The sequence below is a fragment of the Pseudomonas sp. DWRC2-2 genome (assembly GCF_049897885.1).
GTDB lineage: Bacteria > Pseudomonadota > Gammaproteobacteria > Pseudomonadales > Pseudomonadaceae > Aquipseudomonas > Aquipseudomonas azotoformans_A.
Window position 1 is genome coordinate 143,874 of the sequence record NZ_JAFCXD010000007.1, and the last position, 14,219, is coordinate 158,092.

The 14,219-nt window shown below is 61.7% G+C and carries 16 protein-coding genes; 8 read left to right on the forward strand and 8 right to left on the reverse strand.

Going from position 1 to position 14,219, the window contains the following annotated elements:
* Positions 1-2: 2 nt before the first annotated feature.
* A complete protein-coding gene (locus ACP7EW_RS26775) occupies positions 3-614 on the forward strand; it encodes a 3'-5' exonuclease (protein ID WP_426221032.1) in 612 nt (203 codons plus the stop codon).
* Between the two features lie 235 nt (positions 615-849).
* Here the strand turns inward: ACP7EW_RS26775 and ACP7EW_RS26780 are convergent, their stop codons facing one another.
* Positions 850-1,149, reverse strand: coding sequence for a DUF6124 family protein (locus tag ACP7EW_RS26780; RefSeq protein WP_426221035.1), 300 nt, complete (start codon positions 1,147-1,149; stop codon positions 850-852).
* A gap of 233 nt (positions 1,150-1,382) precedes the next feature.
* Between ACP7EW_RS26780 and ACP7EW_RS26785 the strand changes: the two genes are divergently transcribed.
* Positions 1,383-1,631, forward strand: coding sequence for an acyl carrier protein (locus ACP7EW_RS26785; protein WP_426221037.1), 249 nt, complete (start codon positions 1,383-1,385; stop codon positions 1,629-1,631).
* Between the two features lie 89 nt (positions 1,632-1,720).
* Here the strand turns inward: ACP7EW_RS26785 and ACP7EW_RS26790 are convergent, their stop codons facing one another.
* Positions 1,721-2,182 (reverse strand): Lrp/AsnC family transcriptional regulator, encoded by a 462-nt coding sequence (locus tag ACP7EW_RS26790; RefSeq protein ID WP_426221039.1) that lies wholly within the window; start codon positions 2,180-2,182, stop codon positions 1,721-1,723.
* Positions 2,183-2,342: 160 nt separating this feature from the next.
* Here ACP7EW_RS26790 and yedA point away from each other — a divergent pair, with 160 nt between their 5' ends.
* Together yedA and ACP7EW_RS26800 are read left to right on the forward strand one after the other, a co-directional pair.
* A complete protein-coding gene (gene yedA, locus ACP7EW_RS26795; RefSeq protein ID WP_426221041.1) occupies positions 2,343-3,239 on the forward strand; it encodes a drug/metabolite exporter YedA in 897 nt (298 codons plus the stop codon).
* A gap of 48 nt (positions 3,240-3,287) precedes the next feature.
* Positions 3,288-4,622, forward strand: a complete 1,335-nt coding sequence (locus tag ACP7EW_RS26800) for a DEAD/DEAH box helicase (RefSeq protein ID WP_426221043.1) — start codon at positions 3,288-3,290, stop codon at positions 4,620-4,622.
* A gap of 131 nt (positions 4,623-4,753) precedes the next feature.
* Here ACP7EW_RS26800 and ACP7EW_RS26805 read toward each other — a convergent pair whose 3' ends face one another.
* Positions 4,754-5,980, reverse strand: coding sequence for a TIGR03862 family flavoprotein (locus ACP7EW_RS26805; RefSeq protein WP_426221045.1), 1,227 nt, complete (start codon positions 5,978-5,980; stop codon positions 4,754-4,756).
* A gap of 171 nt (positions 5,981-6,151) precedes the next feature.
* The gene (locus tag ACP7EW_RS26810; protein WP_426221047.1) at positions 6,152-7,072 is read right to left on the reverse strand and encodes a histone deacetylase family protein; all 921 of its coding nucleotides are present in this window, start codon (positions 7,070-7,072) and stop codon (positions 6,152-6,154) included.
* 75 nt (positions 7,073-7,147) lie between these two features.
* Here ACP7EW_RS26810 and ACP7EW_RS26815 point away from each other — a divergent pair, with 75 nt between their 5' ends.
* The 3 genes from ACP7EW_RS26815 to ACP7EW_RS26825 are packed head-to-tail and all read left to right on the forward strand — an operon-like array spanning position 7,148 to position 9,209.
* The gene (locus tag ACP7EW_RS26815) at positions 7,148-7,717 is read left to right on the forward strand and encodes a GNAT family N-acetyltransferase (RefSeq protein ID WP_061434271.1); all 570 of its coding nucleotides are present in this window, start codon (positions 7,148-7,150) and stop codon (positions 7,715-7,717) included.
* Between the two features lie 38 nt (positions 7,718-7,755).
* A complete protein-coding gene (tesB, locus tag ACP7EW_RS26820; protein ID WP_016976734.1) occupies positions 7,756-8,625 on the forward strand; it encodes an acyl-CoA thioesterase II in 870 nt (289 codons plus the stop codon).
* Entirely contained in the window at positions 8,622-9,209 is a 588-nt protein-coding gene (locus ACP7EW_RS26825) for an HAD family hydrolase (RefSeq protein WP_426221050.1), read from the forward strand. The genes tesB and ACP7EW_RS26825 overlap by 4 nt, the downstream gene beginning before the upstream one ends.
* 79 nt (positions 9,210-9,288) lie before the next feature.
* Here the strand turns inward: ACP7EW_RS26825 and ACP7EW_RS26830 are convergent, their stop codons facing one another.
* The 3 genes from ACP7EW_RS26830 to ACP7EW_RS26840 all read right to left on the reverse strand — a co-directional run bounded on the left by ACP7EW_RS26830 (position 9,289) and on the right by ACP7EW_RS26840 (position 11,726).
* Positions 9,289-10,266 carry an alpha/beta hydrolase gene (locus tag ACP7EW_RS26830; RefSeq protein ID WP_426221052.1) on the reverse strand — a complete coding sequence of 326 codons (978 nt, stop codon included), beginning with the start codon at positions 10,264-10,266 and terminating at the stop codon, positions 9,289-9,291.
* Complete coding sequence (gene ypfJ / locus ACP7EW_RS26835) at positions 10,267-11,154, reverse strand: KPN_02809 family neutral zinc metallopeptidase (RefSeq protein WP_038847567.1); 888 nt, start codon at positions 11,152-11,154, stop codon at positions 10,267-10,269.
* Positions 11,155-11,309: 155 nt separating this feature from the next.
* Positions 11,310-11,726, reverse strand: a complete 417-nt coding sequence (locus tag ACP7EW_RS26840) for a lipoprotein (RefSeq protein WP_061434269.1) — start codon at positions 11,724-11,726, stop codon at positions 11,310-11,312.
* 178 nt (positions 11,727-11,904) lie between these two features.
* On the opposite strand from ACP7EW_RS26840, the gene ACP7EW_RS26845 reads away from it, so the two are divergent.
* Complete coding sequence (locus ACP7EW_RS26845) at positions 11,905-12,783, forward strand: DMT family transporter (RefSeq protein WP_033897907.1); 879 nt, start codon at positions 11,905-11,907, stop codon at positions 12,781-12,783.
* Positions 12,784-12,785: 2 nt separating this feature from the next.
* Here ACP7EW_RS26845 and ACP7EW_RS26850 read toward each other — a convergent pair whose 3' ends face one another.
* Positions 12,786-14,120: an MFS transporter gene (locus ACP7EW_RS26850; protein WP_016976741.1), complete on the reverse strand. Its 1,335-nt coding sequence runs from the start codon at positions 14,118-14,120 to the stop codon at positions 12,786-12,788.
* Between the last annotated feature and the right edge of the window lie 99 nt (positions 14,121-14,219).

The following is a 14,219-nucleotide window of genomic DNA, read 5'->3' on the forward strand; positions in this document are numbered from 1 at the left end:
GTTTGGAACGTATAGCGGTCATCGACTTTGAAACCACCGGCATCACCCCGAGCAGCCAGTGCCGGGCCACGGAAATCGCGGTGGTCATCCTTGAGCGTGGCCAGATCGTGGACCGCTACCAGAGCCTGATGAAAACCGGCGTGCATGTGCCCGCGTTCATCGAACAACTCACCGGTATCAGCAACGCCATGCTGCGCAGCGCGCCGCCGGCGGAGCGGGTGATGAATGAGGTCAATGAGTTCGTCGGCGTCACACCGTTGCTGGCGCACAACGCCGCGTTCGACCAGAAGTTCTGGGATTATGAACTGGGGCTGATTCGTCGGACGCGCCTGCAGAAGTTCGCCTGTTCGCTGCTGCTGGCGCGTCGCCTCATGCCATCGGCGCCGAATCACAAACTCGGCACCCTGAATGCGTTTGCCCAGTTGCCCCACACCGGCAAGGCCCACCGGGCGATGGCGGATGCGGAGATGGCCGCCAACCTCACGGCCCATTTGGCCCAAGAGCTGCGTGGTACGCATGGCTTGCGTGAACTGTCCCATGATCTGCTGTGCACCTTGCAGAAAGTGCCGGCGGCGAAGATCAATGAGCACCTGAAGAAGCATCGCGGGTTCTAGAACCCCGTAAACAGAACAGCTGTGCCGAGCGGGCTTTCTGTGGCAAATGGGCTTTTTTGTGGCGAGCGGGCTTGCCCCGCGTTGGGCTGCGAAGCGGCCCCAATAAGGGCGCCGCGTTTTTTTAGTTGGAACAGAGTATCGGGTTTTGGGGCTGCTACGCAGCCCAACGCGGGGCAAGCCCGCTCGCCACAGAAAGCCCATGTGCCACAACAAGCCTGCCTGCCACAGAGTTAGGCTATCGCGGCTGCACACACTCCAACGCCCGATCCACCACCCCCTTCGCCATCCCCACCAGATGCATCACCGCCCGCTGCTGCGCGCTCAGCACCTCAGCCGACTCCTGCGCCGTCTCCACCGCGCAATGCAGCAAGTCAGCCGCATGGGCGAGCGCGTCTTCGAAGCTCAGGTTGTCGTTCAGAATGAAATTGGGTGCATCCGGGGCGCAGGCTTTGAGGTAGTAGTCGATGGCTCGGCGATTGAGCAGGGCGTCTTCGCTGAGGAAGTTTGCGTTCGATGTGGAAGTTGCTTTGATCATGTTCAGAACTCCAGAGTATTTGACTCGCTCCTTCCGTCAATTTCGGCTTGCACTTCCGGTCATCGAGGGGCCGATGACGTGGGGCAGATTAGTGGTGCAGTCTTTGCGGAGCAAGGGGTTGAAGCTCGCTCGGAAACTTCCCGCAAGTGAAAGGGAGCGGTCTTGCTGGCCATCTAGAACAGCCCTCTGGTATCTGTTCCGATATCGGGGGAGAAGAAAAGAGAGTTAGCCAAATGAGAGCCGAGATCAGCGAAAAGGTAATCCAACTGTTCGTCGACATCATTGGCTTCATCGACCGAAGCCAGGTGACGGAAGAAACAGACTTCATCCATGACTTTAAGATCATTGATGACGACTTGACCTGCTTCGTCATGCAGATCAAATGGCAGTTCAGCCTGCAGGCCACTCAGGCTGACTGGGATCACATCACCACGATCAAGCAGATTGTCGATTTGATTGTTGAGCGCTCAAACCTGCTCTGATGCAACTGGCGTCAGAGCAGGCAAGCCACCTCCCTCCATTGGAATGCACTTTAACTGTGGGAGCCGGGCTTGCCCGCGATGGCGGTGGGTCAGCCACCACTCTTCCCAATCCCCTCCAACTGCCCCAACGGCACCCGCCGCTCTATCGCGCTCGACAAAATAATCGAAGTCTTGCTGAACCCGAACTTCGCCACCCGGTTGATCAAGCTCTCCAGCTCCGGCATCGACCCCACGGCCGCCTGCATGATCACGCACGGATCACCGGTCACCCGATGGCACTCCGTCAGCTCCGGAATTTCCGCCAACGCGTCATACACCTTCTGGCTGCCATGATTGGTCAACCGCAGCTCAATCACGCACTGAATCGGCAAGCCCACTTTGGACAGGTCCACCTTGGCCTGATACCCGGTGATCACGCCGCTGGCCTCCAGCTTGGCCACGCGCTCGGCCACGGCGGGGGCGGAGAGGTTTACTGTGCGGGCCAGTTGCGCGTAGGACGCGCGGCCGTCTTCGAGCAGGGCGCTGAGGAGCATGCGGTCGTATTTGTCCATGATAAGGCTCCGGTTGCGGGTGACTTTCGAAAGCACGGTTTATAGCCTTCACAACCATGCTTTGAAAAGTGTATTGGCGTTTTAAACAGGTTTTGTAACTTATGTTTAACGACCTGCCTTTTTAGAATAAGCCTCCCATCTCCTGCCATAGAGCCGCCCAATGCCTGGCCCACGTCGTTTCCCCTTACCGTTGATCGCCGCCTTTTTTGCGCTGTATGTGATCTGGGGTTCCACCTATCTGGTGATTCGCATCGGCGTGGAGTACTGGCCGCCGTTGCTGCTGGCGGGGATTCGGTTTTGCACGGCGGGGGCGTTGATGTATGGCTTCCTGCGCTGGCGCGGGGTGCCGGCGCCGACGTGGCCGCAGTGGAAGGCGGCCGGGATGATCGGTCTTTTGCTGCTCACCGTGGGCAACGGCGGCGTCAGCGTGGCGGAACACATGGGCGTGTCGTCCGGCGTGGCGGCGTTGGCCGTGGCGACGGTGCCGTTGTTCACCTTGTTGTGTGGGTATTTCTGGGGCGCGCGCAACACTCGCTTGGAGTGGGCGGGGGTGATCCTGGGGATCATCGGCATCGCCATGCTCAATATGGGCAGCACGTTGCAGTCGAGCCCGATGGGCGCTGTGCTGCTGTTGGTGGCGGCGGCCTCCTGGGCGTTCGGTTCGGTGTGGAGCCGGCAATTGCCACTGCCCCAAGGCGCCATGGCGAGTGCTGCGGAAATGCTGGTGGCGGGCGTTGCGCTATTGATCGTCAGCGCGCTGTCCGGTGAGCGCCTGCAGGCCGTGCCGCCGCTGGAAGGCTGGCTGGCCCTGGCCTACCTGACGGTTTTCGGTTCGATCATCGCCTTCAACGCTTATATGTACCTGCTCAAGCATGTGCGCCCGGCGGCGGCGACCAGCTATGCCTATGTGAACCCGGCAGTGGCGGTGTTGCTGGGGATTGTGTTCGTGGGGGAGACCATTGGCCTGGAAGAAGCGTTGGCCATGCTGGTGATTATCAGCGCCGTCCTGCTGATCAGCCTGCCCCAGTGGCGCAAGCCGAAGCCGGAAATAAGGTAAACTGCGGCGCATTACGCCCTCGCGCTGAATTTTTCCTACGGTAACTACATGACTTTCGCCTCCCTTGGCCTGATCGAACCCTTGCTGCGCGCCCTTGAGACGCTTGGCTACCAGACCCCGACGCCGGTGCAGGCGCAAGCCATTCCGGCGGTGCTGGCCGGTCGCGACCTGATGGCTGCGGCCCAGACCGGCACCGGCAAGACCGCCGGTTTCGCCGTGCCGTTGTTGCAACTGCTGACGATGGAAGGGCCGAAAGTCGCCGCCAATTCGGCACGCGCGCTGATCCTGTGCCCGACCCGCGAGTTGGCCGAGCAGGTGCACGCCAGCGTCGCCGAGTACGCGCAAAACCTGCCGCTGACCACTTACGCGGTGTACGGCGGCGTGAGCATCAACCCGCAGATGATGAAGCTGCGCAAAGGCGTCGACATCCTGGTCGCCACGCCGGGCCGCCTGATCGACCTGTTCCGCCAGAACGCGCTGAAACTCAACCAGCTGCAAACCCTGGTGCTGGACGAAGCCGACCGCATGCTCGACCTGGGTTTCTCCGAAGAGCTGGCGAACATCTACCGCATGCTGCCGAAAAAGCGTCAGACCCTGCTGTTCTCCGCGACCTTCTCCGATGAGATCCGCACGCTGGCCGGGCAGATGCTCAACGACCCGCTGAGCATCGAAGTCAGCCCGCGCAACGTCGCTGCCAACACGGTCAAGCAGTGGATTGTGCCGGTGGACAAGAAGCGCAAGCCGGAGCTGTTTGTGCACCTGATGCGCAAAGGCCGCTGGAAGCAGGTGCTGGTGTTCGCCAAGACCCGCAATGGCGTGGATGCGCTGGTGGATAAGTTGCAGGGCCTGGGCATCAATGCCGACGGCATCCATGGCGACAAGCCGCAAGCCACGCGCCAGCGTGCGCTGGATCGTTTCAAGTCGAGTGACGTGCAGATCCTGGTGGCCACCGACGTGGCGGCCCGTGGCCTGGATATCGAAGACTTGCCGCTGGTGGTCAACTTCGACCTGCCGATTGTGGCCGAGGACTACATCCACCGTATCGGCCGTACCGGGCGTGCGGGCAACACCGGTGAGGCGATTTCCCTGGTGTGTGCCGATGAAGTGAACATGCTGTCAGCCATCGAGATGCTGACGCGTCAGACCTTGGCCCGCCACATGGAGCAGGACTTCGAACCGGAACACCGCGTGCCGGACACCGATGCCAGCGGGCAGGTGGTGAAGAAGCCAAAGAAACCGAAAAAGCCTAAAACCTCGGGCGGTGGCGGTAAGCGCAACCTTGGTAAGTGGGTGGACAGCGGGGAAGTGGCGCCGTCGGAGCCGTCGATCAAACCGGTGCGCAAGGTGCCGGTGTTCAATACCGGGCCGCGTAAGAAGAAGTGATGTTGCGGGGCTGCTGATGGCCTCTTCGCAGGCAAGCCAGCTCCCACATTTGACCGAGTTCCAACATGGGAATGCAGTCAAATGTGGGAGCGGGCTTGCCCGCGAAGGCGGCTCTGAATTCACCGCAGATCTCAGCGATTAAGCCACTCCAACATTCCCCTCCCAGCCGCTCTGCCGCTGGCAAAGCACCCCGTCAGCAAATACCCGCCCGTCGGCGCTTCCCAGTCCAGCATCTCTCCCGCACAAAACACCCCCGGCAATTGCTTGAGCATCAAGCGCTCATCCAACGCCTCGAACGGCACGCCGCCCGCTGTGCTGATGGCTTCATCCATCGGCCGGGTCTTCACCAGGGTCAACGGCAGCGCCTTGATATCCACTGCCAGTTGCGCCGGCTCATTGAAGTGGTCAGCCGGCGCCAACTCGCGCAGCAGTGCGGCTTTGACGCCATCCAACCCCAACTGACTGTGCAGATGTTTGCTCATCGAGCGTGAGCCACGCGGTTTCGCCAAGGCGGCCTGAACCTTGTCCAGCGGCTTGCTCGGCAACAGGTCGATGTGCACGGTGGCCGAGCCGTCGCGGTTGATCGTTTCGCGGATCGGCGCCGACAACGCGTAGATCAGGCTGCCTTCAATCCCGCTGGCGGTGATAACGCATTCGCCGAGGCGTGGCTTGTCGTCACCCAAACCAATGGCGACGTTTTTCAACGGCGCGCCAGCAAATTTGCTGACCATCAACTCGCTCCAGGCCGACACCTCGAAACCGCAGTTGCTCGGCTGTAGCGGGACGTAAGGCACGCCGCGATCCTCCAACAACTTAAGCCAGGCACCGTCAGACCCCAATCGCGACCAACTGCCGCCGCCAAGGGCCAGCAGCACGGCGTCGCTGTGGACAGTTTTTTCGCCGTCGGGGCTGTGGATAAGTAAGTCGCCCTTGACAGTCCAGCCCAGCCAACGATGACGGGTGTGGATAACCACGCCTTGGTCGCGCAGACGCTTGAGCCAGGCGCGCAACAGGGGCGCGGCTTTCATGTCGGTAGGAAACACGCGGCCGGAGGTGCCGACAAACGTCTCGATCCCCAAGCCATGTATCCATTCGCACAACGCGTCGGCCCCAAAGCTACGCAGCACGGGCGCCATGTGCGGCGCGCGTTCGGCGTAGCGCGACAGAAACGCCGGGTACGGCTCGGAATGGGTGATGTTCATGCCGCCTACGCCGGCCAGCAGGAACTTGCGCCCCACTGAAGGCATGCCGTCGTACAGGTCCACCCGCACGCCGGCCTGGCTCAAGACTTCGGCGGCCATCAGCCCGGCAGGGCCGCCGCCGATAATGGAGACATGTTGAGGTCTGGTCTGGGGCATGGCGAGGACTACGGTCGGATAAACAGGCCGAGCATTCTACCCGACACAGGCGCAAACACCTGATCAAAAAACGTACAGCTTTCTACAGGCTATGTAGGCATTGGCTCTCAGGCCCTTACGCTCAAGTTATCCACAGGTGGTTCCACAGGGATTGTGGGTAACGCTCACACTTCAATGACAGCCTGATGACGTCCATACCCGTTGCGCGCTGTGGTGCAGGATGCCGTGGCGGCGGGCGAGGGCCGGGCGGTCCTTGCTGTAGCCGCCACCGATCACGCCCATTACCGGGATGTCGCGGCCCAGGCAGTGGCGCATCACGCTTTCATCGCGGGCGGCGACGCCCTGGTCTGTCAGCTTGAGGTAGCCGAGGGCGTCGTCCTTGTGCACATCGACGCCAGCGTCGTACAGCACCAGGTCGGGTTGGTAGAGCGGCAGCAAGTAGTTGAGCGCATCGTCCACCACCTTGAGGTAGTCGGCGTCGTCCATGCCCATGGGCAGCGGAATGTCCCAGTCGCTCTGGGCTTTGCGCGCGGGGAAGTTCTTTTCGCAGTGCAGCGATACGGTGATGGCGTCCGGTGTGTCGTGGAGGATGCGCGCGGTGCCGTCGCCCTGGTGCACGTCACAATCGAAGATCAGCACACGGCTGACCCGGCCGCTGGCCAGCAGGTAATGGCTGATCACCGCCAAGTCATTGAAGATGCAGAAGCCCGCCGGGTAATCGTAGTGGGCGTGGTGCGTGCCGCCGGCCAGGTGGCAGGCCAAGCCGTGGTCCAGCGCCTGCTCCGCCGCCAGAATCGAACCGCCGACCGCACGCACGGTGCGTCGGGCCAGGGCTTCGTTCCAGGGCAGGCCGAGGCGACGCTGGTCTTCCCGGGATAATTCGCCGCCCATGTAGCGCTCGATATACCCAGCGTCATGGGCCAGGGCCAGAATCTCCGGTGGGCACAGTTGTGGGCGCAGCAGTTGGCGGTCCTCGGTCAGGCCGCTGTCTACCAGGTGGTCGCGCAACAGGCGGAACTTGTCCATGGGGAACCGGTGGTCCGCCGGGAACTCGGGGCTGTAGTCATCGTGGTAGATCAATGGCAAAGGCATGGGATTTTCTGACGGGAACCTGCGACGCATCTTACCCCCGTTGTACACTCACGCACATGGCAAGGGAGGGGACCCATGGAGCCGATACTGGAATTGGAAAGCGCACGCCTGGTGCTGCGCCAATGGCGCGACAGCGACCTGGCGGAGTTTGCGCGCATGTGCGCCGACCCACAGGTGATGCGCTATTTCCCGGCCAAGCTGAGCCACCTGGAAAGCGCCGCGCTGATCGGCCGCATTCGTGGGCACTTTGCTGAATATGGCTTTGGCCTGTGGGCGTTGCAGCGCAAGGACACCGGTGAATTCATCGGCCTCACCGGGTTGCTGAATGTCAGTTTCGAGGCTGATTTTACCCCGGCGGTGGAAATCGGCTGGCGCCTGGCCCGTGAACACTGGGGGCTGGGCTATGCCAGCGAGGCTGCCTGGACCGCATTGCGCTGTGGGTTTGATCGTTTGAACCTGGACGAGATTGTCGCCTTCACCACGGAAGCCAATCTGCCCTCACAAAAAGTCATGCAGGCCATCGGTATGCATTACGATCCCCAGGCAGATTTTGAACACCCCAAGGTCGCAGCCGATGACCCGCTGCGCCCTCATGTTTTGTACCGCATCACCCGCGCCCAATGGTTGGACACGCTGCACGGATAAGCAGCCCGGAATGCCCCATAGATTGTAGGAGTTGCTCTATGAGCCAAGTATTGGAAGATCTGGTGGACCTGCTGACCCTGGAGCCGATCGAGGAAAACCTCTTTCGCGGCCGCAGCCAGGACCTGGGTTTTCGCCAACTGTTCGGTGGCCAGGTGCTCGGCCAGTCGCTGTCGGCCGCCAGCCAGACCGTAGAAGAAGCGCGGCACGTGCATTCCCTGCACGGTTACTTCCTGCGTCCCGGCGATGCGAAGTTGCCGGTGGTGTATTCAGTGGACCGTGTGCGCGATGGCGGCAGTTTCAGCACGCGCCGTGTGACCGCGATCCAGAAGGGCCATCCGATCTTCACCTGCACCACCTCGTTCCAGTACGACGAACAAGGCTTCGACCACCAGACCACCATGCCTGTGGTAGTGGGCCCGGAAAACCTGCCGTCGGAGCTGGAGCTGACCCAGCAACGCGCGCACCTGATCCCCGAGCACATGCGTGACAAGCTGCTGTGCCCCAAGCCGATCGAAGTGCGCCCGGTCACCGAAAAAGACCCGTTCAACCCGCAGCCGTCCGACCCGGTCAAGTATGTGTGGTTCCGTGCAGACGGCGCCCTGGCCGACTCGCCGGCGCTGCATAAATACCTGCTGGCCTACGCCTCGGACTTCGGCCTGCTGACCACCTCTTTGCTGCCCCATGGCAAGACGGTCTGGCAGAAAGACATGCAAGTCGCCAGCCTCGACCACGCGCTGTGGTTCCACGCCGACCTGCGTGCCGATGACTGGTTGCTGTACGCCATGGACAGCCCATGGGCCGGCAATTCCCGCGGTTTCTCCCGTGGCAGTGTGTACAACCGCGCCGGGCAATTGGTGGCCTCGGTGACCCAGGAAGGCCTGATCCGCCATCGCAAGGATTGGGCATGAGCCTGTCGGAGGTAAAACACTGGGTGTTCGACATGGACGGCACCCTCACGGTGGCCGTGCATGACTTCGCGGCCATTCGCGTGGCCCTGGAGATTCCGCCCGAGGACGACATCCTCACGCACCTGGCGGCGTTGCCGGAGGATGTCGCGGCGGCCAAGCATGCCTGGTTGCTGGAGCATGAGCGGGCGTTGGCGCAGGGTTCGGTCGCGGCTGAAGGTGCGGTTGAATTGGTGCGGGAATTGGCCGGACGTGGTTACCGCCTGGGCATCCTGACCCGCAATGCGCGCGAGCTGGCGCACGTCACCCTGGAGGCGATCGGCCTGGCGGACTGCTTTGCCATCGAGGACGTGCTGGGGCGTGATGATGCGCACCCCAAGCCTGATCCGGATGGCTTGCTGAAACTGGCGGCCGCTTGGGACGTGGCGCCGAGCGAGATGGTGATGGTGGGGGATTATCGATTTGACCTGGACTGCGGTCGGGCGGCGGGGGCGCGGACGGTGTTGGTGAATTTGCCGGAGAATCCGTGGCCGGAGCTTGCCGATTGGCATGCCGAGGATTGCTCGGTGTTGCGCCGGATGATTTAGATCGGTCTCTGAAGACCCAATGTGGGAGCGAGCAAGTCGAATCGTCGCACCGCCGCTCCCACAGTTTTATCCGGTTCCGTCAGTTATTTGGAAACAGTACCTTCTGGCCTTCCGGCGACGTAAACATCCCATCCCCGTTATGCCCCACCCCCGGTACCTCCACCAACTGATGCCCCAACTGCGGATGCCGCTGCTTGAGGTAGTCAAAATAGTTGTGTCCGCGAATCAGGCGATACGCGCCCTGGGTTTCGGCCTCACAGCCTTTGTCCAGCGCGTGATGGTTTGGGTCGATGTCCTGTTGGCCCAGCAGGTAGGTAATGTCGCGTGACACATACGCCTGTTCAAGCTGTTCGGCGCTCTGGCCTTGGGCGTAGGCCGGCAGGTTTTGCAGGCCGTACTTCCAGTCGTTGAAGCCTGGGCAACTGGCCGCGTCGAACTTCACCGGACGCTGCGGCGTGAAGTAGGCGTAGGAGGACGGGTTGGCCACCACATAACGCAGGCGGATGCCTTCGGTTTGCAGTTTCGGATGGTCGTGGCTGGTGAGGGCAAACCGCTGTACCACCTGGCCACCCCCGGAATGCCCGGCCACCACGATTTCTTTCAACGCAGGGAACAGTTTGCGGTTGCCCAGGTGCTTGATGATCTGGTCGAGGGCGCCGTAGGAGCTGATTTGGCCTGGGCCGGTGGACGGCTCACCGGCCATCCAGCCGTTGTCGGTCCAACGCAGTAGCTGATTGTCCAGATGCTCGTGCCGCGCATCCGACTCAATGAGAAACCTTGGCGCGATCACCAACGTGTTGGCCGCTTGCCCGGCATTCTCGGCCGCTTTCTCGCCGCTTTCCAGATAGGCCTGCGCATCGCGCAGGCGCCCATGCACGATGATCAGTGCACGGGTGACGTCAGGTAGTGGCTGGCGCCAATCCTGGCTCAACCCCAGGCTCAGATCCCCGGCCTTCAGGGGGAAACGATCGAGATTGGCCTCGTTGACGTTGTGGCCGGCGGCCAAGGCGGAACCGGTGACCAGCAAACCCAGCAGCCATCCCAATCGTTTATTCATCTAAAGACTCTTGGCGGTAAAAGTGTCGCATTGAGTGATCTGGCCCTGGGCAAAGCCGGTCTTGAACCAGCGAACCCGCTGTGCCGAGGTGCCGTGGGTAAACGAGTCCGGCACGACGCGCCCTTGACCCTGTTGCTGCAAACGGTCATCGCCAATGGCGTTGGCCGCATTCAGTGCTTCTTCAATATCGCCCGGCTCCAGCCAGTTCAGACGCTTTTGCGCACGGTTGGCCCACACCCCGGCAAAGCAGTCAGCTTGCAGTTCCTGACGGACCAGCAGGCCGCCGTCGCCCTGCATCTGCCGGCCTTGCTGGCGCGCCGCCTGGATCTTCGACGAGATACCCAGCAGCGTCTGCACGTGGTGCCCGACCTCGTGGGCAATCACGTACGCCTGGGCAAAGTCGCCAGCAGCCTGGAAGCGCTGTGACATTTCCCGGAAGAAGTCCAGGTCCAGGTACACCTGCTGGTCCGCCGGGCAATAAAACGGGCCGCTGGCCGAGGTGGCCCCCCCGCAGGCGGAATTCACCCGGCCACGGAACAAGATCAGTTTCGGGTTCTTGTACGCCAAGCCGTTTTCCTGGAATACCTGGGCCCAGGTGTCTTCGGTATCGCCCAGCACTGCGCGCACGAAATCCGCTTGCTCATCATTGGCCGGCGGCGCTTGCCGCGATTGCGTGCTCACCGACGGCGCCTGTTCCATCTGGCCGGTCAACTGGCCGAGGATCTGCAACGGGTCCTGGCCGGTCAGCCAACCGATGCCGACGATCAGCACAATGGCCGTCAGGCTCAGGCCCTTGCCGCCACCAAAGCGCATGCCACCACCGCCACCGCCACTGTCATCGCGGGCATCCACCACGTTGTCGCTGCGTCGGCCTTTTTTCCATAGCATGGGGCAATCCTCTCGATGAACTGTGGAACAGTGTTGTTGGTGCGTAGGAATGGCGCCAGCCCGGCTGTCCGACAGGTACGAGAGCTGCGTAGTATCGCCGCTCTCGACCCTTGCCGGCAGGGGCGCCAGATGAAACTTGTGTCAGCAAAACCGGGTCAGTCGCGGCAGTAACCTTCGCCGGTATCCACCACCAGGCAATCCTTTTTATCTGCCAGCCATTTCAAACCGGTGGCTTCACCGTTGCCGGCGCTCAGCTGCTGTGGGCCGTCGGGGCGTGTAAAGGCGATGCCGTCTTCGTTCGCCTCGCCTTTGAAGGTGCCGACGGCGTCATCATCCAGGCTGTATTTCATGGTCAGCAGGTAGTGACCACGGCCGATGCTGTCGTCCTTGGCGAGGGTGAGGTAGAGGCCTTCGACGCCGATCCATTTGCCGACCCATTTGTCGGTGGGCGGGGTTTCTGGCACTAGGGTGGCTTGTACGGAAGCCGGCGCGGGTTTAGGCGCTTCCTTGTTTTCCTGGTTGCAGGCGGTGAGCAGGGCAAGGGCAGAAAGAGCAAAGAGGATTTTTTTCATAGCAGCAAGGCCTTGGTTAAAAAGTGTGCAACTGGGCGGTCAACGTGCAGGGTTGGACTCGAAACCGGTGATTTAGTGCGCTGTTCGCACGGTGTTTGGTTATGCTCTTGGAGCAGGCTCCGACCCGGCTGCTAGATTACCGGGTTGAGCTCGACCGCGCGCCACACACGAGAATCCGATGACCGTCAGTACCCCTTTATCCGGCGTCAACCATCCCTTCAAGGGCATTTTGCTGATTGTTTTGGCGACGTTTCTGTTTTCCAGTCACGACGCCTTGTCCAAATACCTCGCGGGGTTCTACCCGATCGTGATGGTGGTGTGGGCGCGTTACCTGGTGCACACCTTGTTGATGGCCGGGATTTTCCTGCCGCAATCGGGCCTGCGGGTATTGCGCAGCAAGCGACCGGGGATGCAGGTGGTGCGGGCGTTGTGCCTGTTGGGCACCAGCCTGTTTTTTACCGCGGCGCTGCATTACATCCCGCTGGCGGAAGCCACGGCGGTGAACTTCCTGGCGCCGATCCTGGTGACGGCGCTCTCGGTGCCGCTGCTGGGTGAGCACGTGACCCGTGGCCAATGGCTGGCGGTGATCTGCGGGTTTGTCGGCGTGCTGATCATCATCCACCCCGGCGGCGAATTGTTCACCCCGGCGGTGTTGCTGCCGCTGTGTTCGGCGTTGTTCTTCTGCTTCTACCAACTGCTCACGCGCATCCTCAGCCAATACGACACGCCCACCACCAGCAACTTCTTTGCCGGCCTGTGCAATACCTTGGTGATGAGTGCGATGGTGCCGTTCTTCTGGCAGGTCCCGACGCTGTGGCATGGCGCATTGATGCTGGCCCTGGGCACTTGCGGGATGACCGCGCACTTGATGCTGACCCAGGCGTTCCGCTTTGCGGCGCCGGCCTTGCTGGCGCCGTTCGGCTATTGCCAGATCGTGTTTGCGGGGTTGTTGGGCTGGCTGGTGTTCAGCCATACCCCCGATGTGACCACAGTGGTCGGCATCGGGGTGATCTGCATGAGCGGGCTGGCCGCTGCCTGGCAGCAGCGGCGTAGGTAGAGTTAGACGTCTACGGTAGGAATCTTGCGCGGCGCCATGAAGTACATCCAGGTCAGCGCAATGAAGTACATCGCCGGGATCAGGGTGAACAACACGGTGTAGTTGTTGTTGGTCACGGTCAGGATGTGGCCGACGATCTGGGTCATGAACATGCCGCCGATGGCCGCGCACATGCCGCCGAAACCGAACACCGTGCTCATCATGTGCTTGGGCGTGTAGTCCATCACCAGGCTCCAGATGTTCGCGGTCCAGGCCTGGTGCGCGCCGATGGCCAGGGAGATGGCAAACACCGCGACCCACAGCTGGCTGGAGCCGGCCGCCATGATCACGCCGACGATGCAGCAGGCGAACAGCAGCATCGACAGCAACCGCGCCTTGATCGAGTTCATGCCACGACCGATCAGGAACGACGACAGAATCCCCCCACCCACGCTGCCGAAATCCGCCGTCAGGTAGATGATGATCAGCGGAATGCCCATCTGAGTTACGTTGATGCCCAGGTTGTATTGCTGGTTCAGGAACGGCGGCAGCCAATACAGGTAGAACCAGAACACCGGCGCGGTGAGCGCATAGGCGATGGCGAAGGCCCAGGTGCCGCGCATGCGCAGGATGCGGCTGAACGGTACGCCCGGTTGTTCCGGTTCGACTTGCTGCTGCACGTAGTCCAATTCGGATTGTTTAACCGTCGGATGATCTTCGGGGTTGTAGTACTTCAAGCCCCAGAACACCAGCCAGATCGCGCCAAGCGAGGCCATGCACAGGAACGCCGCCTGCCAGCCCCACACGTGCAGGATCAACGGCAGCAGCATCGGCGTCATCATCGCGCCGACGTTGGTGCCGGCGTTGAAGATACCGGTGGCCACCGCACGCTCGCCGGCGGGGAACCACAACCGCGTGGTTTTGACGCAGGCCGGGTAGTTGGCGGCTTCGGTCAGCCCGAGGATAAAGCGGCACACCATAAAGCCGACCGCCGAGGTCGCAAGGCCATGGGCGCCGGTGGCCAGGCTCCACAACAGCACGGCGCAGAAAAACACGCGTTTCACGCCCACTCGGTCGATCAAGCGACCCTGCAGCACAAAACCGATGGCGTAGCCGACCTGGAACCAGAAGTTGATGTTGGCGTAGTCCATCGCCGTCCAGCTCATCTCTTTGGCGAGGATCGGTTGCATGACGCCCAGCGCGGCGCGGTCGATGTAGTTGAGGGTGGTGGCGAAAAACACCAGGGCCAACATGCCCCAGCGCGTTTTGCCCACGGCGAGGGCGCCGCGGATCTTGTCGCCGATGCCGGCGTGCGGGGTGCCGTGGCGCGCGGCCAGGGCGGAGTTTTGCAGAGGCATGAGGTCGTACCCGTTTTTTGAAATTTTTATGGTGTGTTCTGGGTCTGTTACGTCATCGATGGTGCGCAGTGGCTAAAAAATCGTCAATTCGCCAAAGGG

Bases quoted from the DNA above. Each gene is read 5' to 3' on its own strand.
- ACP7EW_RS26780 (WP_426221035.1), bottom strand. From the start codon at position 1,149: ATGATCAAAGCAACTTCCACATCGAACGCAAACTTCCTCAGCGAAGAC.
- ACP7EW_RS26805 (WP_426221045.1), bottom strand. From the start codon at position 5,980: ATGCCCCAGACCAGACCTCAACATGTCTCCATTATCGGCGGCGGCCCT.
- ACP7EW_RS26815 (WP_061434271.1), top strand. From the start codon at position 7,148: ATGGAGCCGATACTGGAATTGGAAAGCGCACGCCTGGTGCTGCGCCAA.
- tesB (WP_016976734.1), top strand. From the start codon at position 7,756: ATGAGCCAAGTATTGGAAGATCTGGTGGACCTGCTGACCCTGGAGCCG.
- ACP7EW_RS26810 (WP_426221047.1), bottom strand. From the start codon at position 7,072: ATGCCTTTGCCATTGATCTACCACGATGACTACAGCCCCGAGTTCCCG.
- ypfJ (WP_038847567.1), bottom strand. From the start codon at position 11,154: ATGCTATGGAAAAAAGGCCGACGCAGCGACAACGTGGTGGATGCCCGC.
- ACP7EW_RS26845 (WP_033897907.1), top strand. From the start codon at position 11,905: ATGACCGTCAGTACCCCTTTATCCGGCGTCAACCATCCCTTCAAGGGC.
- ACP7EW_RS26830 (WP_426221052.1), bottom strand. From the start codon at position 10,266: ATGAATAAACGATTGGGATGGCTGCTGGGTTTGCTGGTCACCGGTTCC.
- ACP7EW_RS26840 (WP_061434269.1), bottom strand. From the start codon at position 11,726: ATGAAAAAAATCCTCTTTGCTCTTTCTGCCCTTGCCCTGCTCACCGCC.
- yedA (WP_426221041.1), top strand. From the start codon at position 2,343: ATGCCTGGCCCACGTCGTTTCCCCTTACCGTTGATCGCCGCCTTTTTT.
- ACP7EW_RS26825 (WP_426221050.1), top strand. From the start codon at position 8,622: ATGAGCCTGTCGGAGGTAAAACACTGGGTGTTCGACATGGACGGCACC.
- ACP7EW_RS26790 (WP_426221039.1), bottom strand. From the start codon at position 2,182: ATGGACAAATACGACCGCATGCTCCTCAGCGCCCTGCTCGAAGACGGC.
- ACP7EW_RS26785 (WP_426221037.1), top strand. From the start codon at position 1,383: ATGAGAGCCGAGATCAGCGAAAAGGTAATCCAACTGTTCGTCGACATC.
- ACP7EW_RS26800 (WP_426221043.1), top strand. From the start codon at position 3,288: ATGACTTTCGCCTCCCTTGGCCTGATCGAACCCTTGCTGCGCGCCCTT.
- ACP7EW_RS26850 (WP_016976741.1), bottom strand. From the start codon at position 14,120: ATGCCTCTGCAAAACTCCGCCCTGGCCGCGCGCCACGGCACCCCGCAC.